This is a genomic window from Nostoc sp. 'Peltigera membranacea cyanobiont' 210A, from assembly GCF_002246015.1.
Classification (GTDB): domain Bacteria; phylum Cyanobacteriota; class Cyanobacteriia; order Cyanobacteriales; family Nostocaceae; genus Nostoc.
In genome coordinates this window covers 136,357-157,148 of record NZ_NOLJ01000004.1, presented here as the reverse complement: position 1 = coordinate 157,148, position 20,792 = coordinate 136,357, and the positions used below count along the sequence as shown (strand labels likewise).

Genomic DNA, 20,792 nt, shown 5'->3' with positions numbered 1-20,792 from the left:
AATGTTCTGATTAAAATGCGCGTTGTTATCCAGCGAGTCAAATCATCTCAAGTTACAGTTAATGGTGAAATTGTCGGCAAAATTGGGCGGGGGCTAAATTTACTGGTAGGTATTGCTAATGCCGACACTGATGCTGAAATTGACTGGATGGTGCGTAAGTGCTTAGGATTGCGGTTGTTTACTGACGAAGAGGGAGACGACCGTTGGCAAAAATCTATACAAGAAATTGGCGGCGATTTGTTAGTAGTTAGTCAGTTTACCCTTTATGGTGACTGTCGCAAAGGTCGCCGTCCTTCTTTTGACCGTTCAGCCGCTCCCCAATCAGCAGAAGATTTGTATAATCGCTTTGTTACTAAGTTAAAAGCTAGCGGTTTACAGGTAGAAACAGGTAAATTTGGTGCAATGATGCAAGTTACCATTGAAAACGACGGTCCCGTAACTTTGTTACTTGAAAAAGAAGCGATTTAAGTATATACACTAAAAGCTGAATAACAGCAGCCTCTACCTGGATTTCTCACTTGTGAGAAATCCAAGGGGTGTGGGAGGTGTGGGAGGTATTGGGTGAGGGTTTGAGAAGTGGCGAGTTTAAGTTTGAAGGGACGATTGTCGGAACTTGGGCGGCCAATGCGTTGGTGAAGTGGATTAATCAGATTGATGTGGCGGTAACNATCCAAGGGGTGTGGGAGGTGTGGGAGGTGTGGGAGGATGGGGAAGAAGTCTTACCCCCCACACTCCCCACACTCCCCACACTCCCCACACTCCTCTTCCCCCTCTGCCTACACTATGCGTGAGAAATCCGGGTCTAGACCGTGGTGTTCTAATTGATGAGAGAATATTAAATTAACCATCACAAAAGTTTAAATTCATTCATCATGGCGAAAATCCAGTTTTCTAGAGGTCTTGACGAAGAAGTAACTCCAGATGTGCGCTTGACGCGATCGCGTACTGGAGACAGTGGTACAGCGACCTTTATTTTTACGAATCCGAAAATTTTAGATCAAGGTACTACCGAAGATATTACCGGAATGTACTTGATTGACGAAGAAGGCGAAATAATTACCCGTGAAGTTAAGGCTAAATTTGTTAACGGGAAACCGGAAGAATTAGAAGCACTTTACGTCATGAAATCTGTCCAAGAATGGGATCGTTTTATGCGCTTCATGGAGCGGTATGCTGAAGAAAACGATCTGGGATTGAGCAAAAACGAGGCATAGGGCATAGGGCATCGGTAATTGTCATGTTCTAATGAATGCGCCATTTACCATGCCCAATTATCCATTATTAAAAGTTCATGAGTGACATATAATGCCACAACCCCACCCAGACTCGCCTAGAGTTATAGTAACTTGTGCTGTGGTTACTGTCAGTGATACACGCACTTTAGAAACAGACAAAAGTGGCCAGCTAATTCAGCAGTTACTCCTTGGTGCTAACCATACTGTCGGAGCCTACACGATTATCAAAGATGAACCAACACAAATTCAAGGGCAGATAGAAAATCTGGGTAAAAGCGCAAATTTGGATGCTGTAATTTTCAATGGTGGTACAGGTATTGCACCAAGAGATACCACTTACGATGCCATTGAGAAGTTACTGGAGAAAACTTTGCCGGGATTTGGTGAGTTATTTCGTTTTTTAAGTTATCAAGAAATTGGTTCGCGGGCGATCGCTTCTCGCGCTGTTGCTGGTGTTTATCAAAATAAATTAATTTTCTCGCTTCCTGGTTCCAGTAATGCTGTAAGACTGGCGATGGAAAAACTGATTTTACCCGAACTCACTCACTTGGTAAGTCAGGTTGGTAAGGGGGTGACATGAGCAGCCGTTCAGAAAGTTACCATGATAACTTTTGTAAAACTAAGGCATGAGGCACTGAAATCATCCTTTCTATCCTTACATCTTAAGACTACCCAGAATTATAGTGAAGCGGATGAAATTTTAATATCAGGTCAGTAATGGAGCCTATTTACTGGAATTGCACAATTGCTCACAGCATCACTGCATTTTCATACTTTGGTATCCCCATAGTAATAGGGGTTTTCTTTACCAAAACTAAGGCAACTATCCCTTCTAAGTTTTGGCTAGCCTTTTTCTTATCGGGTGGATTCGTACTATTTTGCGGATTTCATCACTTTTTGGCGATATTTGAGCCATATATGGCAGTGTCTCTGCTGCATTTAGCTGTACTTGATGTAATGGCGTTTATTTCCTTATCTGCCTTACTCTACCTGACGCCAACCTCTTATCAAATTGTAAAAGCGATCGCCAAATCTCAAGAAGATACCCGCGAACTTCAACGCAGCCAGCAAATGCAACAGCTATTTTTAGATCATGGCCCCTTTGCAGCCTATATCAAAGATGAGCAATCTAGAGTGCTTTACTACAACCAGGAGCTACAGTCTAGATTTTCGGTAGATCCACAAGAATGGCTGGGGAAAACGGATAGTGAATTCTTGCCAGATCCAGAAGAGGCGCGGCGGGTAATGGAAAACGATCGAGTTGTTTTGAAGACTCTACGCCCTTTGAAGCTGATTGAACAGGTAAAGATACCTGGTAATAATCAGCCGTGCTACTGGCTATCGTTTAAGTTTCCGTTTAGCGATTACGCAACGGGCGCTTACCGTATCGGTGGGATCAGTATCGATATTACAGAATCTATAGAAGCACAGCGATCGCTCACTGACCTAAATCGGCAGCTAGAAGAAAAAACACTAGAATTAGAGGCAAAAAAACGAGAACTTATATATCTCTCAGATATGACGGATATGCTTTATTCCTGCGAGTCTGAAGATGAAGTGTATCAAGTAGTCGCTTTAACTTGTTCCAAGCTGTTTCCTAATATGAGTGGTTGTGTCTGTATAATTGCTAATTCCAAGAATTATGTTCAGATTAATAGTATTTGGGGAGATGAAAGAAGCAGTAAAGAAATATTTTCACTATCTGAGTGTTGGGCATTGCGGAGAGGAAAATTAAACCTTTTATCGCCTCGGAATACAGGATTAATTTGCAGTCACTTAATAGAGCCAGTTAGCGGCGCACATTTGTGCGTTCCATTGTTTGGACAAGGCGAATTAGTTGGGATTTTACACATCTATGCACCTGAACAAATCAGTCCAGAAGTTCAACAAACTTCTGAGATTATTGCTAGAACATTAGGCATTGCACTGAATAATTTATCGATAAAACAACGTCTAACTCATGATAGCCTGCGGGATGGGATGACCCAACTATTCAATCAAAGCTATATGCAAAGCATAACGGAACAAAGGCTAGCAGAAGCTGAACGATCGGGACAACCTCTTAGTATTATTTTTCTTGATATCGATAACTTCAAGTCTTACAACTCTCGCTATGGCCATGTGACTGCCAACATTGTTCTCCAAGCATTAGCAAAGTTACTGTTAAAATCTATTCGTTCCTTTGACATTGCTTGCAGATGGGGTGGTGAAGAATTTGTGATTGTGATGCCTAATATGACACTAGAAACGCTCAGAAAGCGAGTAGAACAATTAAGGCTAGATATTGAACAAATGCAATTGAAGGACGGCGATCAGATTCTCCAAAGCATCACCGCTTCTTTTGGAATAGCTGTATCAGAACCAGGGATTACGGTTAAGGATTTTCTGAATCGAGCAAATCAAGCGATGCTTGAGGCAAAGCGAACAGGGAAGAATCGAGTTAGGGAATATATAAATACCTATAATTGAAGAATAAAGAATTCAGAACACCGCAAGCGGTCAAACGATTTTAGATTTTAGATTTTAGATTGATATCATGTCCGCTAGATTACTTATTAAACCTGAAGAACCCCACCCCGCCAAAGCTATGCTTTGTCTCCCCTCCCCGCTCTTCGGGAGGGGCTGGGGGTGGGGTGCAATGACTGTGGAAATCATAACTAATTCTACGGACATGATATGACTCCATGACTTTATAAATTTACCCTATAAAAAAACAACTCCCTGAAGATGTGGGAGTTGTTTTTTTATTCAAGCAGTTTTTAAAACATTTAGAATGGAGCGATGCCTGCGGCGGGCTGCGCCTACGCTAAACAGATAGTAGCCAAAATCGCTGCGATTATATAAAACACTCCAACAACTTGCAATTCTGACCAGCCAGTAAGTTCTAAATGATGGTGTAAAGGTGCCATTTTGAAGAGGCGTTTGCCTTTGCCATCTGGGCCTTTCGTGGCTTTGTAATAACTTACCTGTGCCATCACCGAAAGGGTTTCTACGAAGAAGATACCACTGAGAATGAACAGAGCTACTAAGGTGTTTGTCAATAGCGCTACAGCAGCTAAAGCTCCTCCCAGTGCTAAAGACCCGGTATCTCCCATGAAAACACGGGCTGGGTTGCGATTATGGGCTAAGAAACCTAAACACCCGCCACTTAAAGCAGCACAAAAAACCATCAATCCTGGTGCTGTTGGGGCGACTAAAGCACCTAATGCCAAAAGTGCGATCGCTACTGTTCCTGCTGCCAAGCCATCAATACCATCTGTTAAATTAGTCGCATTACTTTCTGCAACTAGCACAAAACCTGCTAAAGGCCAAAATAGGAATCCTAATGGTAGTGTGAAGCTCACCCAAGGCAAAGCAATATTTGTAATATTAGAAGGTTGATTAAACATCAGCCATAGACAAAACACAGCCGCAAAACTCACCTGCAAAGCTAGTTTTGTGCGGGGAGATATACCTTTATTTGATTTCCGGCGCAGAATTTGCCAATCGTCGAGCCAGCCAATCAATCCATAGCTGATTGTCAAAGCCGAAACTGCAAGCACCTCTTTAGAAAAGTTAGACAATATACAGGCAATCAGCACAGATACAGGTATAAAAAATATACCGCCCATTGTGGGAGTGCCTGCCTTTTTGAGATGAGCTTGTGGTCCATCTTCACGAATTATTTGTCCAGTTTTAAGTGCTTGAAGTAAAGGTATTACCCAATAGCCCACCACACCTGAACCCAACGCACACAACAGTAGTGGCAGAGTTAGCGACATACTTTGCCACGGTAGCCGATTGGCCATCGAATCCAAGAAAAATGCTGTTGTACCTAACCCTACGGCTAATAAAGAGGCTAGAGCGATTCCAGAAATGTTTAATCCTTGCTCAGGAGATAATTTAGCGTCCACAGAAGTTTCCCTTCACTCCACACTTATAAAATTGAATACTAGTAACTAGGGATACTACCAAGTCCCTAGCCTGAAAAGGCTAATTCTCAGCGATTCCTATATCATCATCGTCATCATCATCGAGGTCGTAGCCAATTCCATCATCTACACCCATTAGGGAGTCTATTCCTTCTTCGTCAGCTTGAAAATCCGGTTCGTGAACGTCACGGGCGATAATGCGACCGTTGTTTTGTAACCAGTCCAACAAAGAGGACTCTGGCTTTAGGGGGATGACATCGGCTCTTTGGTTACGAGCTGCTTCACGTAATGGAGAGTTCAACATATCGAATCAGGTCAAGAAAAGGTTTACGTAAGTTGACATTTAGAGTCTATCACTTGAGACGGATTAATTTAGTTATCTTTTCAACCCTTTAGTTGATAAATCCGCATTCAGATAGAAATTTTTTTATTTAATAAGCATAAGGCTTAAGTCAAGCGATTCTTAGTAATTTTTATGGCTCTACATATATGTCATTAATATCTTGTTTATGCTGATGGAAAGTGAGTGATTTTTGAGGTGACAGGCGATGATGGGAAAAGCGGCTCTTATGGATGCGATCGCTGGTACAAATCGCGGTCTACTGGCGACCGAAGAACAGAAACAGACTATCTTAGCAGCGATCGCGAATTTAGAAGACTTTAATCCTACACCCCGTCCGGTGGAAGCTAGTAATTTGCTAGATGGCAATTGGCGATTACTATACACCACTAGCAAGGCTCTTTTAAACTTAGATCGTCTACCTTTATGTAAACTGGGTCAAATCTATCAGTATATCCGGGTAGATACTACCAGTGTTTACAACATAGCTGAGATTTATGGCTTACCTTTTTTAGAAGGATTAGTCAGCGTTGCTGCTAAATTTGAGCCTGTTTCAGGTCGGCGTGTCCAAGTAAAATTTGAGCGTTCTATTATCGGCTTACAACGTTTAATAGAATACAATTCTCCGGTAACTTTTATCCAACAAATTGAAGAAGGTAGAAAATTTCCCGGAATTGATTTTGTCATCAAGAGTGACAAACAGCAAGGCTGGTTAGATATCACTTATATAGATAACGACCTACGGATCAGCAGAGGTAATGAGGGAAGTGTGTTTGTCTTAACTAAAACATAAGCTTTTACAAAATAGCTCTTTGCGAATGAAGGTACGCTATAACGTCTACCTTGTCAAGTAGGATATAATACACTTTTGCAATTTTGGATGTGCTATGTGACTGGGAAGATGAGGGAGATGAGGAGAGATAAGGAAGAAAGAATAACTAATATTCAATCCCCAATCCCCAATCCCNCTCTTGTAAAGACGCGATTAATCGCGTCTCCTAACTCCCCGTAACGTTTGACACTGGGAGCAAAAATGACTAGATCGCCCAGCCCCTCAATTCAGACAAATAACTTAACAAAGACTCTTGCTGCGACCTTGAGGTTGTAGAGTGAAATCAATTAGCCCTCTAGATTGGCGATTGATAACTAAAAGGGAAAATAATCATGGTTCAACGTGGTTCTAAAGTACGTATTCTCCGCCCTGAATCCTACTGGTTTCAGGATCTAGGAACTGTGGCTTCCATCGACCAAAGCGGCATCAAATACCCTGTAATTGTCCGCTTTGAAAAGGTCAATTACTCTGGTATCAATACCAACAACTTTGCCCAGGATGAATTAGTCGAGGTTGAAGCACCAAAGGCTAAAGCACCGAAAAAATAGCAGCAAAGCTACAAGGGGGTTGTTTGATGCGATGATGAAGGGTAGTGTTAAGTCTGAAGTATGAAGTCTGAAAATTTCAGTTCATTCATTCTTTGTCCTAGCCTACCCTAATCTAAGAGAGCCGCCCTGCGGGTATTTACGGTTTCTTTTGGGTAGTAATACGAGCCATCTAGGGCTATGTAAGTTACTACCCCATCTCTTCTAGCTCGATCCCTCAAATAAATCACAATTGCCTGCTTAACTCAGCTTGAATGCCCGAACTGCCTGAAGTTGAAACAGTCCGAAGGGGTCTAAATCAATTGACCCTCAATCAAGAAATCACGGGTGGAGATGTGTTGCTCGATCGCACCATCGCCTACCCGTTTTCTGTTGGTGAGTTTGTTAATGGAATTGAAAAAAATGCCATCGCTGCTTGGCATCGTCGCGGTAAATATCTCCTCGCCGAACTCTCCTTGTCTTCCGGCTGGCTAGGAGTTCATCTGCGAATGACCGGTCAACTATTATGGCTGGATAGAGATGAACCATTACACAAGCACACGCGGGTTAGATTATTCTTTGGGGATCGGCAGGAATTACGTTTTGTCGATCAGCGAACCTTCGGGAAAATATGGTGGGTTCCGCCTGGTGTTGCTGTAGAAAGTATTATGACTGGTTTAGCAAAACTGGCAGCAGATCCATTTTCACCCGAATTTACTGTTGAATATCTAGCAAGCAAACTTAAAAACCGCCGCCGTCCGATTAAAACTGCGCTACTGGATCAATCGGTGGTGGCGGGATTAGGTAACATCTATGCTGATGAAGCCCTGTTTAAGAGTGGAATTTTACCTGAAACCTTGTGTATAGATTTGCAGCTAAAGCAAATTGAACTTTTGCGAACCGCCATCATTCAAGTGTTAGAAACCAGTATTGAGGCTGGTGGTACGACATTTAGTAATTTCTTAAATGTTAAAGGTACTAATGGCAATTATGGTGGTGTAGCCTGGGTTTATAACCGCGCTGGAGAACCCTGTCGAGTTTGTGGTACATCAATTCAACGGATCAGGTTAGCTGGGCGATCTAGTCATTTTTGCTCCCAGTGTCAAACGTTACGGGGAGTTAGGAGACGCGATTAATCGCGTCTTTACAAGAGTTAGGAGTTCTAACTCGAAACTCTTTTAAAATGCAGGTGAAAGACGTTACAAATTTGAGAGAGGAACTCATGGCAGTCAAAAAAGGAGATATGGTTCGCGCTGTGCGCGAGAAACTAGAAAACAGTCTGGAGGCTAAAGCCAGTGATACTCGCTTTCCTTCTTATTTGTTTGAAACCAAGGGCGAAATTGTCGATATCAAAGGTGATTACGCCCTGATTAAGTTTGGGAAAGTTCCAACACCAAATGTTTGGTTACGTGTGGATCAACTTGAAGAGTTTGTGCGATTCGTTGATTAGTGAATCACGGTACCCAATCCGTAAATAACCAATCCAGCCCGACAGCAGATTACTGTCATCAAAGGCTGAACTCTCGGTCAGATGTAGGTGAAAGCCCTACCAATCAGACTCAGATTTGACTCCTTATCTGCCCACACCGAACAAGCTCGGTTCTTGTAGAGTGAAGCTGGGAACAGGGTGCAATCAGACAACCGTTGCGGGTTGACACTGGCACTAATAGGGAGTTCCCATGATGAAACCGAGCCTATAAAAGCGACTTAGCGAGAGACAGGGCGCAACTCAAAACCCCCTGACCTCACTGGAGTTCATTCCCGCCGAACAGAAGCTCAGTAACGGCAAAGAGTCCAGGGAATCCAGTAGTCGAATTGGCTACATCTAACGGAACAATCAATCTCTCCGAGGGAACGAATAAAAACTAACTGTGGGTCTTGAGACAGTCGAATCTCAGGTAGACCAGACGAGCGGAGGAATCCCCACAGTTAGGGTAGGACAGACCGTAATTGGTCTGAGGTGTTCAGAAAATACAAACTCTAGAAGAGAAGATGATTAGACACAGTTATAAAACTAGTGAATCTTGGAAAGCCCTACCGTGGAAGAAATTCCGCCGAAATCTTTTCCGCCTCCAAAAGCGCGTATTTAAAGCTGTTCAAGTTGGAGACAAGCGGAAAGCTAGGTCACTCCAAAAGCTTATTCTAAAATCCACCTCGGCTCGATTTCTTGCAATAAGACAAGTATCTCAGCTAAATGCTGGTAAAAAGACGGCTGGTATCGATGGTAAGAAATCCCTCTCATTTGAGGAACGCTTCAATTTAGAAGAATTACTCAAAGTCAAGAACGGGAATTGGAAACATCAAGGCTTACGGGAAATCCCCATCCCCAAAAAGGACGGAACAACCAGAATGCTTAAAATACCAACCATCGCGGATAGAGCTTGGCAATGCCTAGCAAAATATGCACTGGAGCCAGCACACGAAGCCACTTTCCACGCTCGGAGTTATGGGTTCAGAACTGGGCGTGCCGCCCATGATGCACAAAGGTACATCTTTAATAACCTCAATTCCAAAGCCAACGGAATAAATAAGCGAGTAATCGAACTCGATATCGAAAAGTGCTTCGACAGGATTAATCACTCAGCAATAATGGACGAACTCATTGCCCCCAAAGGCTTAAAACTCGGTATCTTCCGATGCCTCAAGGCGGGGGTTAATCCAGAATTCCCCGAACAAGGAACGCCCCAAGGGGGAGTGGTCAGTCCCCTACTAGCTAACATCGCGCTCAACGGGATTGAAAGTATACACAGATACCATGTGAACCAAGGATACAAAATCACTGACAAAACCTCAGCCAGTGATATCACCGAGCCATCAATCCGATATGCGGATGACATGGTTATTATACTCCGACCCAAAGATGATGCGACAGAGATACTTGAAAGAATCAGCGAGTTCCTCCGCAAACGCGGAATGAATGTAAGCCAAAAGAAAACCAAAGTTACCGCCACGACAGATGGGTTTGATTTCCTCGGCTGGCACTTCAAAGTGCAGAAAAACGGAAAGTTCAGAAGCACTCCCTCAGTGGATAACTTCAAAGCTTTTCGTAAGAAAGTAAAACACATCGTCAACAACTCGAATTATGGTGCTACCACAAAGGCTGAGAAATTAGCCCCGGTAGTCAGAGGTTGGAGAAATTACCATAAGTTCTGCAAGATGGACGGGTCGAAAAACTCGCTATACCACATCAAAACAAGAGCTTACAAGGTATTTAACAAGGAAACCAAGCAAACCCGCTACTCTAGCAAGAAATTACTAGACAAAGCATTCCCAACAGTTTCCTACTCCGAAAACAAACACGTTTCTGTCAAAGGAACTAAATCACCTTACGACGGAGATATAGCCTACTGGAGCGAACGCAAAAGTAAGCTCTACGACGGGGAAACCTCTAAAGCTCTCAAAAAGCAAAACCATAAATGTGTTTCCTGCGGCTTAAAATTTTTCGATGAGGAACGGGTTCACCTGCATCACATCGACGGAAATCACGCCAACTGGAAGAAAAATAATCTTGAAGCAATTCATGAGAGTTGCCACGATTACAAACACATGAGCAAAAGCGCAAGCTAAGAACATCGGAAGCTGGGTGCGGCGAAAGTCGCACGCCCAGATTTAACTGAGAGGTGCGCGGGATAATACCCGCCATCGACTCAACCAAATAAGTAAAAAGAATTCAGGAGTCAGAATTCAGAATTCAGCATTTATTCTGACTCCTGAATTCTTGCTGAGAAAAATCGCATCTTAAATCAGTCGCGGTTATTGCCTGTGGCGGCGTATCTGCAAGGTGAATACGGTTTAGAAGATGTTGTAATTGGTGTTCCCTGTCGGTTGGGATGGGGTGGAATTGAGAGTATTTTGGAATTAACGCTTACTGATGAAGAAAGAGAGTGTTTGCATACTTCGGCTCAATCTGTGCGTCAAAATATTGAGCGATCACAGGAAATAATTTGTAATTCGTAATTCTTATAAATAGTAGCCAAAATAAAAAGCAGTAGGTTCAAATCCCACTGCCTTATTTGTTATTCCAAAATTCATCACCCTATAAAAACCAATATCACCAGATTGGTTTTGCGTTAACGGCGAGAATCCTGATCTGCGGGGTCGCCGTAGGGGTCTTCGCTGGCTGGACGGACATCACCAAACTCCCCTGTGTCGGCGGGGTCGCCGTAAGGGTCTTCGCTAGCTGGGCGAACATTACCGTAAGATGAGATATCTGCGGGATCGCCGTAAGGGTCTTCACTGGCTGGGCGGACATCGCCGTAAGATGCCGGATCTGCGGGATCGCCGTAGGGATCTTCGCTGGCTGGACGTACATCGCGATCGCGGAATTCAGCATCTTCAGCTTGATCGCTGTCCGACCCCAAAAGTAAATCCTTCGCCTTTCGGAAAAATTCATCTACCATAATCTGTCTCCTGATTTAAGTTCGTGTTTCCGACGTGCGCGATGGCGTTATCCTCCGGGAAACCCGCTTTATATTTACACACGCTTCCCTGATCTAGAGAGCCGGAGCTGCCTCTGAAGTTATACCAGTGAGATCGCGACCTGTGGCACTCCGGTTATAGCCTTGGAATTGCCGATATTTTTGTGCTTCAGATTCCGGTACTCGAATTCCTTCTGCTGGTGCCGTTACCCAGTGAGCGCGATGTTCAGCATCGCGGTAGTATACACGCCCGTTCTTGGAAAGATAGTACTTACCTTGCGCTCCTTCTTGTGAAGCATTTTTATGCTGGTTGTAGAGATAATAAAGTCCAGCAGCACCCGCCAAAAGTGCCACTTTTTGCCCTGTACCCAATCCTTTCTTAGCTTCAGGTTGGCTTGCAGTCTTGCGATCGCTTACTGTTCTACCAATGGTGTCATCTACTGGTGGTGGCACATTAGCCTTTTGAGAACCGCCTCCGCAGCTACTCAGCAAGGGCACCATTAACAATGCCGAAAGCAGCACTGCAAATAGACGCGAAACTATTTTACGTTCTTTATATATTGTGTTCATTGGATTTCGTTCTCACCTGTATTTGCTAAAAGCCTTGCTGTTGCAAAAACAAAGTGGGAATTCCTGTTATTTCGCTGGGAATTGAAAAAACATATTACCACTCAATTTACAACTGCACAGCTACAGCGTTTCTCTTTCATATTCATGGATTTTCTCAAGTATTACATCCCGCCTTTGAGAGAAATCGTATTCATCCCAAGGAAATATATTGTTGATTTTTTATGAGTCTATTTAGCTGAAACGCCGAAATCTTCAGCAATTTCTCGGTTATTTTTTCTGCATAAATAACTTAGAAAGATACAGTTACTATGATGCTTTTTGTCAAAAAGTACACTCAATATGACATCAAAAAACACTAGCACTCGTCTTCTTTTGGCTTTGTGGGATTTGGGAGGAACGCAGCAGGAAGTTAAGAAGGGTCAACTCACTAAGCGAATTGTAGCCAAAAGCCAGAAGGTAGCAGATTATCAGGGCATATTCGAGGAATTACAGAAGCAGGGTGCGATCGCAATTTCCAAAAAGGGATATTCTCTGACATCTGGCAAGGGTGTAGAGGTATTGGGTGAGGGTTTGAGAAGTGGCGAGTTTAAGTTTGAAGGGACGATTGTCGGAACTTGGGCGGCCAATGCGTTGGTGAAGTGGATTAATCAGATTGATGTGGCGGTAACTGGTGCAGATGTACCAGTTAATGGAAAAAGTAGGGCGATCGCATCTTACGACGAGTTTAAATCTGTGGCGTTGGAAGTCTACGACAAGTTGAACTATGAGTACAACTTTAATAATCTTGTGCCAATTTATCGCATTAGAAGAGGAATTGGCGATCGCGTGAGTCGTACAGAGTTTAATGATTGGCTGCTGGAAACGCAAGCCGAAGACATTTTGCAACTGCAAGGCGGCAGTGTAGAAGACAGCGCACCCGACAAAATTGAAGATTCGGTAGCTACAGAATTAGATGGATTGCGCTGCTACGCTACACGCCTGAAATCTTAAACCTTATTTGACTCTTCACACATTAACTTCACAACACTATGACTGTCACCACATCTACCATTGATGATCTGATTCAAAATCAAAACCCTTTTGCAGGACATATTGTGGTCAGACCGCAACAAATATGGGGTAAAAGTTTTCCTGATGTTCCCTCAATTAATGCTCATGCTTCTAATGCAGTTTTTGATGCTGTTGATAAAGTCCGTAAAGGAAAACGTGAAACTGTAGGTATCACAATTACAGCAGAAAAAGGGTTAGGTAAAAGCCATATTATTAGTCGGATTCGCCATCAATTACAGACAGGGGATGGTAGCTTATTTATCTATATGAGTAAGTATGATAACTTGAATCAAATTAAGTCTCTCTTTCTGCAAAGTGTCGCATCTAGTCTCAGAGCTTTTGGTAGTCAAAAAGTAATGCAATGGCAGGAAATTGCAGCAGCTTTAATTAACGAAGCCAAACAGTGGGAATATACACCACAACAATATATTAATATGTATCCAGGTTGGTTGAGCCAACACTCAACTAAGGCGATAGTTCATTTGACAGAAAGTGTTCTGAAAGTCAAACCTGAAATAACCAACCCTTACATAGTGAAAGCAATTTTATGGACACTTTCTCCAGTCCATATTAATTATGCAAGCTATTGGCTATCTGGTTTGGAATTAGCACAATCACAAGCTGAAGCAATGGGGTTGCCAAATCCTAAAAGCGAGGATAGAGAAGCTGAAGCATTAAGCAATGTTCGTCAAATTCTAGATATCACTAGCTATTATCGAGTTCCAGTGATTTGTTTTGACGAATTAGATATTGCAGATGCTGCTGATAATGGATTTTTAGCAGCACAAGTTATCGCAAACTTAGTTAAGGATTTATATAACAGTCTTAAACAAGGTGTTTTACTGTTAGCAATGTATCCTCGTACCTGGGAAGATCAAATCAAGGCTTTACCAGAAGCTGAAGCAGTTGTTGATAGATTAGCAAGTGAACAAGCTGATAGGCAACCAATTGCATTAAAATATCTAAATTCTGATGATATTGTTGCTCTAGTTAGTCAATGGTTACAAGATTTTTATGAGGAACATCAACAAACCCCGCCTCATCGTCTCTACCCATTTGATGAAACTAAACTCAGAGAACTTGGTAAGAGTAGACCTACTGTTAGGTCAGTTTTGAAATGGTGTGCAGAGAATTTTGTACCTCTTTTACCTCCAGATGGCAAAATATTGCCTCCTCTGCCACCACCTGTAATACTGCCTCCACAACCACTACATCCAGTTAAACCGTATTTCAATAGTGAACTAGCAAATGTTGAAGCTTCTATTGATTCATTAATAGAAGAAGAAGCAACAATTGCTAATGCTCTTTGGCTGGCTTTCAATAGTTTAATTGGTGAAACTGTAGGGGGAGTAACAATTGAAGACATTGAAGAAATAACAGCTAGTGCAGCAGATGATGGCTATATAGATTTCAGAATTGTTGACAAAAATAGAAAAGTGAGAATTGGAGTAACTGTAGTTCAGCAAGACGGCAAGTTTATTGGTGCAGCATTGAATCGATTAATTGACTACAGAAGGTTTGATCTAACTCGCGGTTGTTTGGTTCGTTCAAAAAAGATTAATTCAGGTGCAGGATTAGCTAGAGAACGTTTAAGAATACTGTTGAAAGAAAAGGGTGGAGAGTGGGTAAGCTTGCAAAGCCAAGATATTAAACCTTTATTAGCTATCTATTTTGTTTGGTATAACAAAGATAGTTACGAACTTACAGAAGAAGAGGTATTTGATTTTATTGAGCAGAAGCAACTAGCAATCAACAATCCTTTGATTCGAGAAATACTTAGCGATCCTTCTGGGCAAGAACCTACTAATTTAACTGATGATGGATTACCTATTAGTATTCCTCAAAGTGTCGCTAATGCTGATAATATCGACCTCAATCTATAGCTAACTATAAATGAATCAGCAGTTTTCAATTCCAACGGCTCTGTGTCTACCCGTCCCTGATATTGAAGCCTTAATACAGGGGCGAACAATTGTAGCTTTACCGAAAATGTTTATTCGTCCTGGGCAGAGATTTGCACTTTATCCTGCTGATTCTTCAGCTTCAATTAAAGCTTGGGCTAAATGTGAACTTTGCCAAATCTTAGACGAGACTAAACCATTAGAAATTTTGTCTAAATTAACAATATGGACACCAAAAGTATTAAAGGAGATACTACAAAAACAACAGTATCTTTTCCTGGCTTACTTGCGTGTCTATCAGTTACCTCAGTTACAAGAAATATCAGTCAATCCCAAGATTCAGGAAAAGCTAGGAAAATTTGTTAGTTTACCTAATTCTCTAACGGTTTCTGAAGTCAACCCAGTAATGACCGATCGCACCTTTACCCAACGCAAACGCCAATTAGAAAAGCTAGAACCCTCGCTACATCCTGAATTGGAAGAATTGCAGAGTGCGATCGCATCCTTAACCATTAGCCAACCAGCAGCGAAACAATTAGACGACGATATCAAAGTATTCTTAGGTTGGAGTAGTGACAAGCTAATTAAGCAACCCGCTCCAAATTTAGCTTGGATAAATAATATTGTAAAACTGGGCGATCGCAGCATAGAGCTAGACGAGGGTAAAAATAACTATCAAGCTGGTACAGATTTTGAAATCATCGCACGCCGTAGCCTCGATTTTTTAGGATTCAAGGTTGAAGAAAACTACAAAGGCGGTGCAGGTGGCTTAGACTTATTTTGCTCACAACCTTATCCTCTTGTTTGCGAATGTAAAGCAGGTAAAAGCATTCCTGATCGTGCAGTAGAAGAATTAGATAGGATTGGCAAAAGGCATCTAAAAGAAAATTATCTTCAAGCTGTAAGGTTAATTATTGGCCCAGGTAAACCCACTAAAAATCTGAAAGAATCTGCTGAAATATCGAAAATCAGTATTATAAATGTAATGACTCTACAAAAGCTAGTTGAATTCAAAGCAAAATATCCAGGTGCTATTAATTTAGTCGAATTACAGCAATATCTAGAACCTGGGCAAGTTGACTATAAAATCGGTGAATATATTGATAAAGCGGAGAGAGAGATTAAATTGCGATCGCACATTATCCAGCTTGTCAAAAACTATTTAGAAAACTCAGGTATAGAATCTGCTGGTGTTGAATCTCTACATGGTGCGTATTTTGGCTCAAATCCGCCACAGCCGATAAAAACACCAGAAATGCACGAAATTCTGATTGAACTTTCTTCACCATTAACAGGATATTTGGGGCGAATTAAGGGTAGTGATTGGAAGAGCGATCGCTTTTACTTTCTCCGCGATTTACCTATTAACTAAATGTAGCAAAATATATCTTTTTCCTTCCCTTCGCGCTTTTGGCGTACTTTGCGGTTCGTTTCAAAATAACTGAAGTGCGTAGGCGTAGCCAGCCGTGAGCATCGCACTTATCCCAAAGTTAATATACCAGCCTGATAATTCACCACCAACGGCAGAATTTTTAGCCACTCTGAACCTAACAAAACTTCTATAATTTCGTCACCTGCAAAAACTGGAATCTCATACTCCTGTGTATTCAACTGCACCTTACCTAAATACAAATCAAAAATTTTTTCACCCTGTGCTGTTCGTAGTTCTTGACCACGAATAAATTGCCAGTCCAAACCATCTAAATCTTGTTTATTAATAGCTAAAAAACCTGTAAAGCCAGTATCTAACATAGTATCCACAGGTAAATTTAATCCATCAGATGTAATCAAATCAATTTCAAAAAATAGCTGCCCATTGCTGCCAAAAGACCCCTGTATCATATTGTGCCAGTGGCTCCAGTCTCATTTAAACAAAACATACAATGTACAGCATTTGGGTGCTTAATGCGTGCCTTCTGGCTAGCTATTTCTATATCTTCATCAATGAAATAATCTCCACTATCTGGCTCTACTGCAATATACCAGCCATAGTTTTTTTCGATATATTCTGGACTTACACGCTCAAATATTGCCCGACAAAGCTTATGAAATGCCTCATCTTCAGCTTTGCGTCTAGCAAGTTCTTCTGGTGGTAAAATGCGTTCTGGAAATATTCTGCCTCGACGTGCAGGTCGTTTTGCAGTTGATTCAGTCATAGTAATTAACCCCATTTGTTAATGCTGCCTTAACTTTATTTTACAGAAAAATAAAGGCGATCGCTTTTACTTTCTCCGCAATTTACTTATTAACTAAAGATAGTAAAATATATCTCTTTTCTTCTCTCTGCGTTCTCTGCGTCTTGGCGGTTCGTTTAAAAATAACTGAAGTGCAGGTTTTGTGTAGTTGATTCATTCATCAATAATTAATACTATCTATTGACTTAATTTTATTTTATGAGAATCAATAATGAGCGTAATCGTAGCCCACTGCAACTATCGCAATCTTTCATCTTTTTCTCAGTATATATTATTCATGGTGATAAACTTTACAGAAACTTTATACTTAGCCACTGTGTAACTTCATTTACATGATACAAAAGTTTAGTACTGTCGAAGAAACACATTATACTTACTACACTGGTGTTCATTAATCACAAACCTCTAACAAGTTGAAATTTAGGCAAGATGACCCATGTATTATCAAATTTGGAATTTCTTTCTTAAAGAAGATAAATACATTTATTGGAAAGAAAAAATAAAAGTTAATAAAAACTTTGACAAAGTGACATGGCAAAAGATTACTGATTTCTTGTCATTAGTAGAGCAAACTTTCCAGTTAAAAAGTCAACTAGCAGAAACCGATAGCCTTGAGCCGTTTCTCAAGTTAGCAAGAGAAAACGGTTACAATCTGACCGCAGAAGAACTTGCCTGGTTTCTAGTTACGAGAAGACAGATTTGGGATCTTTTTGATTTTGCCCAAAAAACGCCATCTCTCAAAGAAGAATTACTAATAGCTAAAGAGCCACAGCGGTTCATCGACATCGCTGCCGAAAATGGCTATTACTTTTCTGTAGATGAGTTAGCTTGGTTGTTAATTGAAATCAAATCATCGTCAGATTTAGTATCTATTAACAACAGCGTTGGAGAGATTCTCACGGTATCAAGCTACGGCAGAATTGAAACAGGATACTGGATTTGGCTAGCAGAACACTGGGGAATTGTGCCACCATTTTGTCATCGGGATAAACCCAGTACTTTCTTATGTCAAAATCTTAACAATCCTTTTTTACCCGATCGCTGTTTCTTACCTAAGAGTTACTTTAATCAACGCCTGATGGCAATTCATAATTAAAATAATTTGTAATTAGGGAAAGGAAGAGAAGAAAGCAATACTTAGACGAAACGGTATTGAGTAATAAAACTTAATTACGAATTACGAATTACGAATTATACAGTGAAGCATCCTAAATAGAAGATATATCTTCTATCTAGGATGCTTCACAATAAAAAATTGTTGTTGAGACAACAATTCTGGACAAAATCTGAGATTTAGATTAGAGCTATCAGCTAGCAGAAACCGTCAAACTACCGGGTTTCTGAAGATCGCCTTGTAAAACTACACCCCGCTGATTGGCATGAATGTGACGCAAAATCTTGTAAATTGCCTCAACTTGGTCTGATGCGCCTGCCTTCTCGGCGAGTTCGTCAAGAGAAAGGGGAGTTTTTTCTTTTTGTAGTACTGCAACTACTCGTGTTTGTAAATCGAGAATGGAGGCGGCAGCTTTTTTGCCAGCTTCTACTCCTGGTTGATGGTAGGCGTTGACGTTGACCAAACTAGCATATAAACCAACAGCACGTTCGTACAAAGCAATTAATGCCCCTACAATTCGGGGATTAACTTGGGGAATCGTGACTGTAATTGAATCGCGATGATTTTCATAAAGCGCTTGTCGGGTTCCTTGGAGAAAACCGGAAAGATAATCGCCTGATGTAACTCCTGGATCTATTTCAGTGGATGGGCCTTGACGATCTTCCAACACTTCGATGAAGGTAGCAAAGAAATTCGCTACACCCTCGCGTAACTGCTGGACATAAGCGTGTTGATCTGTTGAGCCTTTGTTGCCGTAAACGGCGATACCTTGATGGACAACGTTGCCGTCTAAGTCTTTTTCTTTACCCAAGGATTCCATCACCAGCTGTTGCAAATAGCGACTGAATAAAAATAAGCTGTCCTTGTAAGGTAGAACAACCATATCTTTTTCGCCCTTGCCGTTACCTGCAAAGTACCAAGACAAAGCAAGCAAGGCTGCTGGGTTATTTTTCACATCTGGGATGCGAGTAGCGTCATCCATTTCTTTTGCACCATCTAGGATGGCGCGAACATCAATGCCTTGTAATGCGGCTGGTACTAGCCCCACAGCAGACATTTCTGAGGTGCGTCCGCCTACCCAGTCATACATCGGAAATCTCGCCAGCCAGCCTTCATCTTTGGCCAGCTTATCGAGGTTGCTATCAACGCTGGTAATTGCTACCGCATATTGGGCAAACTCCAAATTGTGTCCAGCGTAGGCTTTTTTAACTTCAATCATGCCGTTGCGAGGTTCCGGCGTTCCCCCAGATTTGGAGATCACCAAAACCAAAGTGCTGGCGAGGTTATTTCGGAGATGATTGAGAACGCGATCGATACCTGCGGGATCGTTGTTATCGATAAAGTGAAGTTTCAGGGGTGGGAAATCAGGAGCGAGAGCTTCCGCGACGAATTGGGGGCCGAGAGCGGAACCACCAATGCCGATGGAGATAATATCCGTGAAGCGGCTTGCTCTGGGAGGATGAATAGCACCTGTTTGGACTTTTTCCGCAAAGGCTTCGATTAGTTCTAGGGTTTGGACTATTTCTTGTGTAAGTTCTGGAGCTGGCGCTAAATCAGGATTTCGCAGCCAGTAGTGTCCAACCATGCGGTTCTCGTCGGGATTTGCGATCGCACCCTTTTCTAGTTCAGCCATATCCGCAAACGCCTTGTCAAACTTCGGCTGCAACGATTCCACAAAGGCATCATCGAACCGTATCCGACTCACGTCTAAGTACAGCCCCAATCCCTCGTGGAAATATAACCAGTTTTGGTATCGTTGCCAAAGTGCCCTAGCATCCATAGGGAAATCTCAAATAAAGTGTTTTTCAAAAACCAGTTTAATGTAAGGTTATAGCGATCCCTGCCTAGCCTTATACAGTTTACAGTTTTCAGTGTTCCCTTAACCGTGCCAATTTTAGATTTTAGACTTTCCTGCGGAACGCTACGCGAACGGCTACGCTCAGTCGAACGATTTTAGATTTTAGATTAAAAATTATTTCGGTTGATGCCCCGCACTTCTTTACCAGACGCTACCGCGAACGTGCCAAGAAAGCGAACGTGGGTGAAATAAATCCAAAATCCGCAATTCCAAAATCCAAAATTGATTGACTCCTCACTTTAAACATCTGGTATAGGGATGACACGCAGAAATTTCACAATTTCACCCCTGATTTCTATACCAATCAGATAATTATCTAGGGTGAAGCGGTGAAAAATGCCTTCACTATCAAGCTGTCGCAGTTCTTTTAAATCAGTCAGTTGCCACTTTTGGGCTAACTCAATAAAAACAAAATCATGCACCCGCTCGTAGGCGGCAGGTTCTAAATTCTTCAGGTCTAGCAAAAAAGACCTGGCATAGCGCATTTCCAGACTCACTGGGCGTTACCTTCACCAAAACTTGAGGGGCCACTGGTACTAGCTCAAAAGCGCTGCTGAATCAGAAAAACATCAACAGTCTTACCGCTTCTTCATGGGTTAAGATATCCCACGGTTGCTGCGATCGCTTGACTTTTTGTATCGCTTTGAGCATATAAAAGTCATAATATAAACCTTCCAGAACGTTCCAAATATCTTGCAAATCGTCATCGCCTAACTGCTCGATTTACAAACACGAGTAGTTGCAGTACTACAAAAAGAAAAAACTCCCCTTTCTCTTGACGAACTCGCCGAGAAGGCAGGCGCATCAGACCAAGTTGAGGCAATTTACAAGATTTTGCGTCACA

At 41.9% G+C, this 20,792-nt stretch carries 22 protein-coding genes and 1 pseudogene; 14 read left to right on the top strand and 9 right to left on the bottom strand.

Features of this window, described 5'->3' with window-relative positions:
• Positions 1-15: 15 nt before the first annotated feature.
• The 4 genes from dtd to CDG76_RS13625 all read left to right on the top strand — a co-directional run bounded on the left by dtd (position 16) and on the right by CDG76_RS13625 (position 3,704).
• The gene (gene dtd, locus CDG76_RS13645; protein WP_094349545.1) at positions 16-468 is read left to right on the top strand and encodes a D-aminoacyl-tRNA deacylase; all 453 of its coding nucleotides are present in this window, start codon (positions 16-18) and stop codon (positions 466-468) included.
• A gap of 404 nt (positions 469-872) precedes the next feature.
• On the top strand, positions 873-1,214 hold the full coding sequence (psb28, locus tag CDG76_RS13635; protein WP_094349543.1) for a photosystem II reaction center protein Psb28: 342 nt from the start codon (positions 873-875) through the stop codon (positions 1,212-1,214).
• Between the two features lie 88 nt (positions 1,215-1,302).
• A complete protein-coding gene (locus CDG76_RS13630; RefSeq protein ID WP_094349542.1) occupies positions 1,303-1,815 on the top strand; it encodes a MogA/MoaB family molybdenum cofactor biosynthesis protein in 513 nt (170 codons plus the stop codon).
• A gap of 137 nt (positions 1,816-1,952) precedes the next feature.
• A complete protein-coding gene (locus CDG76_RS13625) occupies positions 1,953-3,704 on the top strand; it encodes a diguanylate cyclase (protein ID WP_094349541.1) in 1,752 nt (583 codons plus the stop codon).
• Between the two features lie 332 nt (positions 3,705-4,036).
• Here CDG76_RS13625 and mraY read toward each other — a convergent pair whose 3' ends face one another.
• Together mraY and CDG76_RS13615 are read right to left on the bottom strand one after the other, a co-directional pair.
• On the bottom strand, positions 4,037-5,128 hold the full coding sequence (gene mraY / locus CDG76_RS13620; RefSeq protein ID WP_094349540.1) for a phospho-N-acetylmuramoyl-pentapeptide-transferase: 1,092 nt from the start codon (positions 5,126-5,128) through the stop codon (positions 4,037-4,039).
• A 79-nt stretch (positions 5,129-5,207) separates the two neighbouring features.
• Positions 5,208-5,450 carry a DUF3134 domain-containing protein gene (locus tag CDG76_RS13615; protein WP_094349539.1) on the bottom strand — a complete coding sequence of 81 codons (243 nt, stop codon included), beginning with the start codon at positions 5,448-5,450 and terminating at the stop codon, positions 5,208-5,210.
• 244 nt (positions 5,451-5,694) lie between these two features.
• On the opposite strand from CDG76_RS13615, the gene CDG76_RS13610 reads away from it, so the two are divergent.
• The 6 genes and pseudogenes from CDG76_RS13610 to CDG76_RS13585 all read left to right on the top strand — a co-directional run.
• Positions 5,695-6,279, top strand: coding sequence for a PAP/fibrillin family protein (locus CDG76_RS13610; protein WP_094349538.1), 585 nt, complete (start codon positions 5,695-5,697; stop codon positions 6,277-6,279).
• A 371-nt stretch (positions 6,280-6,650) separates the two neighbouring features.
• The gene (locus tag CDG76_RS13605; RefSeq protein ID WP_094349537.1) at positions 6,651-6,866 is read left to right on the top strand and encodes a photosystem I reaction center subunit IV; all 216 of its coding nucleotides are present in this window, start codon (positions 6,651-6,653) and stop codon (positions 6,864-6,866) included.
• A gap of 251 nt (positions 6,867-7,117) precedes the next feature.
• A complete protein-coding gene (locus tag CDG76_RS13600; protein WP_094349536.1) occupies positions 7,118-7,978 on the top strand; it encodes a DNA-formamidopyrimidine glycosylase in 861 nt (286 codons plus the stop codon).
• Between the two features lie 86 nt (positions 7,979-8,064).
• A complete protein-coding gene (locus CDG76_RS13595; protein WP_094349535.1) occupies positions 8,065-8,292 on the top strand; it encodes an NAD(P)H-quinone oxidoreductase subunit O in 228 nt (75 codons plus the stop codon).
• A gap of 542 nt (positions 8,293-8,834) precedes the next feature.
• Positions 8,835-10,409: a group II intron reverse transcriptase/maturase gene (locus tag CDG76_RS13590; protein WP_094349534.1), complete on the top strand. Its 1,575-nt coding sequence runs from the start codon at positions 8,835-8,837 to the stop codon at positions 10,407-10,409.
• A gap of 168 nt (positions 10,410-10,577) precedes the next feature.
• Positions 10,578-10,799 (top strand): annotated as a pseudogene (locus CDG76_RS13585) (malate dehydrogenase); the annotation flags it as partial.
• Positions 10,800-10,912: 113 nt separating this feature from the next.
• On the opposite strand, the gene CDG76_RS13580 reads toward CDG76_RS13585, so the two are convergent.
• On the bottom strand, positions 10,913-11,242 hold the full coding sequence (locus CDG76_RS13580) for a translation initiation factor (protein WP_094349533.1): 330 nt from the start codon (positions 11,240-11,242) through the stop codon (positions 10,913-10,915).
• Positions 11,243-11,335: 93 nt separating this feature from the next.
• Positions 11,336-11,830 carry a hypothetical protein gene (locus tag CDG76_RS13575; RefSeq protein ID WP_094349532.1) on the bottom strand — a complete coding sequence of 165 codons (495 nt, stop codon included), beginning with the start codon at positions 11,828-11,830 and terminating at the stop codon, positions 11,336-11,338.
• Positions 11,831-12,169: 339 nt separating this feature from the next.
• Here CDG76_RS13575 and CDG76_RS13570 point away from each other — a divergent pair, with 339 nt between their 5' ends.
• From CDG76_RS13570 to CDG76_RS13560, 3 genes are read left to right on the top strand one after another with little or no spacing between them, the layout of a single operon-like run.
• Positions 12,170-12,820, top strand: a complete 651-nt coding sequence (locus CDG76_RS13570; RefSeq protein ID WP_094349531.1) for a hypothetical protein — start codon at positions 12,170-12,172, stop codon at positions 12,818-12,820.
• Between the two features lie 38 nt (positions 12,821-12,858).
• The gene (locus CDG76_RS13565) at positions 12,859-14,763 is read left to right on the top strand and encodes a hypothetical protein (RefSeq protein WP_094349530.1); all 1,905 of its coding nucleotides are present in this window, start codon (positions 12,859-12,861) and stop codon (positions 14,761-14,763) included.
• Positions 14,764-14,773: 10 nt separating this feature from the next.
• The gene (locus CDG76_RS13560; RefSeq protein ID WP_094349529.1) at positions 14,774-16,153 is read left to right on the top strand and encodes a DUF1802 family protein; all 1,380 of its coding nucleotides are present in this window, start codon (positions 14,774-14,776) and stop codon (positions 16,151-16,153) included.
• Positions 16,154-16,260: 107 nt separating this feature from the next.
• Here CDG76_RS13560 and CDG76_RS13555 read toward each other — a convergent pair whose 3' ends face one another.
• A complete protein-coding gene (locus CDG76_RS13555; RefSeq protein WP_094349528.1) occupies positions 16,261-16,623 on the bottom strand; it encodes an aspartyl protease in 363 nt (120 codons plus the stop codon).
• The gene (locus CDG76_RS13550) at positions 16,620-16,937 is read right to left on the bottom strand and encodes a hypothetical protein (RefSeq protein ID WP_094349994.1); all 318 of its coding nucleotides are present in this window, start codon (positions 16,935-16,937) and stop codon (positions 16,620-16,622) included. The genes CDG76_RS13555 and CDG76_RS13550 overlap by 4 nt, the downstream gene beginning before the upstream one ends.
• A 475-nt stretch (positions 16,938-17,412) precedes the next feature.
• Between CDG76_RS13550 and CDG76_RS13545 the strand changes: the two genes are divergently transcribed.
• On the top strand, positions 17,413-18,072 hold the full coding sequence (locus tag CDG76_RS13545; protein WP_094349527.1) for a Nif11-like leader peptide family natural product precursor: 660 nt from the start codon (positions 17,413-17,415) through the stop codon (positions 18,070-18,072).
• Positions 18,073-18,283: 211 nt separating this feature from the next.
• Here CDG76_RS13545 and CDG76_RS13540 read toward each other — a convergent pair whose 3' ends face one another.
• From CDG76_RS13540 to CDG76_RS37280, 3 genes are all read right to left on the bottom strand, one after another.
• Positions 18,284-19,870, bottom strand: a complete 1,587-nt coding sequence (locus CDG76_RS13540) for a glucose-6-phosphate isomerase (RefSeq protein WP_094349526.1) — start codon at positions 19,868-19,870, stop codon at positions 18,284-18,286.
• 317 nt (positions 19,871-20,187) lie between these two features.
• Positions 20,188-20,445 (bottom strand): cytotoxic translational repressor of toxin-antitoxin stability system, encoded by a 258-nt coding sequence (locus tag CDG76_RS13535; RefSeq protein ID WP_094349525.1) that lies wholly within the window; start codon positions 20,443-20,445, stop codon positions 20,188-20,190.
• Between the two features lie 61 nt (positions 20,446-20,506).
• A complete protein-coding gene (locus CDG76_RS37280) occupies positions 20,507-20,647 on the bottom strand; it encodes a hypothetical protein (RefSeq protein ID WP_190240844.1) in 141 nt (46 codons plus the stop codon).
• Between the last annotated feature and the right edge of the window lie 145 nt (positions 20,648-20,792).

Coding starts and splice junctions, on each gene's coding strand:
- CDG76_RS13600 (WP_094349536.1), top strand. CDS start 7,118: ATGCCCGAACTGCCTGAAGTTGAAACAGTCCGAAGGGGTCTAAATCAA.
- CDG76_RS13570 (WP_094349531.1), top strand. CDS start 12,170: ATGACATCAAAAAACACTAGCACTCGTCTTCTTTTGGCTTTGTGGGAT.
- CDG76_RS13615 (WP_094349539.1), bottom strand. CDS start 5,450: ATGTTGAACTCTCCATTACGTGAAGCAGCTCGTAACCAAAGAGCCGAT.
- CDG76_RS13595 (WP_094349535.1), top strand. CDS start 8,065: ATGGCAGTCAAAAAAGGAGATATGGTTCGCGCTGTGCGCGAGAAACTA.
- CDG76_RS13545 (WP_094349527.1), top strand. CDS start 17,413: ATGTATTATCAAATTTGGAATTTCTTTCTTAAAGAAGATAAATACATT.
- dtd (WP_094349545.1), top strand. CDS start 16: ATGCGCGTTGTTATCCAGCGAGTCAAATCATCTCAAGTTACAGTTAAT.
- CDG76_RS13560 (WP_094349529.1), top strand. CDS start 14,774: ATGAATCAGCAGTTTTCAATTCCAACGGCTCTGTGTCTACCCGTCCCT.
- CDG76_RS13540 (WP_094349526.1), bottom strand. CDS start 19,870: ATGGATGCTAGGGCACTTTGGCAACGATACCAAAACTGGTTATATTTC.
- CDG76_RS13610 (WP_094349538.1), top strand. CDS start 5,695: ATGATGGGAAAAGCGGCTCTTATGGATGCGATCGCTGGTACAAATCGC.
- psb28 (WP_094349543.1), top strand. CDS start 873: ATGGCGAAAATCCAGTTTTCTAGAGGTCTTGACGAAGAAGTAACTCCA.
- CDG76_RS13590 (WP_094349534.1), top strand. CDS start 8,835: ATGATTAGACACAGTTATAAAACTAGTGAATCTTGGAAAGCCCTACCG.
- CDG76_RS13565 (WP_094349530.1), top strand. CDS start 12,859: ATGACTGTCACCACATCTACCATTGATGATCTGATTCAAAATCAAAAC.
- CDG76_RS13555 (WP_094349528.1), bottom strand. CDS start 16,623: ATGATACAGGGGTCTTTTGGCAGCAATGGGCAGCTATTTTTTGAAATT.
- CDG76_RS13580 (WP_094349533.1), bottom strand. CDS start 11,242: ATGGTAGATGAATTTTTCCGAAAGGCGAAGGATTTACTTTTGGGGTCG.
- CDG76_RS13605 (WP_094349537.1), top strand. CDS start 6,651: ATGGTTCAACGTGGTTCTAAAGTACGTATTCTCCGCCCTGAATCCTAC.
- CDG76_RS13550 (WP_094349994.1), bottom strand. CDS start 16,937: ATGACTGAATCAACTGCAAAACGACCTGCACGTCGAGGCAGAATATTT.
- CDG76_RS13625 (WP_094349541.1), top strand. CDS start 1,953: ATGGAGCCTATTTACTGGAATTGCACAATTGCTCACAGCATCACTGCA.
- CDG76_RS13575 (WP_094349532.1), bottom strand. CDS start 11,830: ATGAACACAATATATAAAGAACGTAAAATAGTTTCGCGTCTATTTGCA.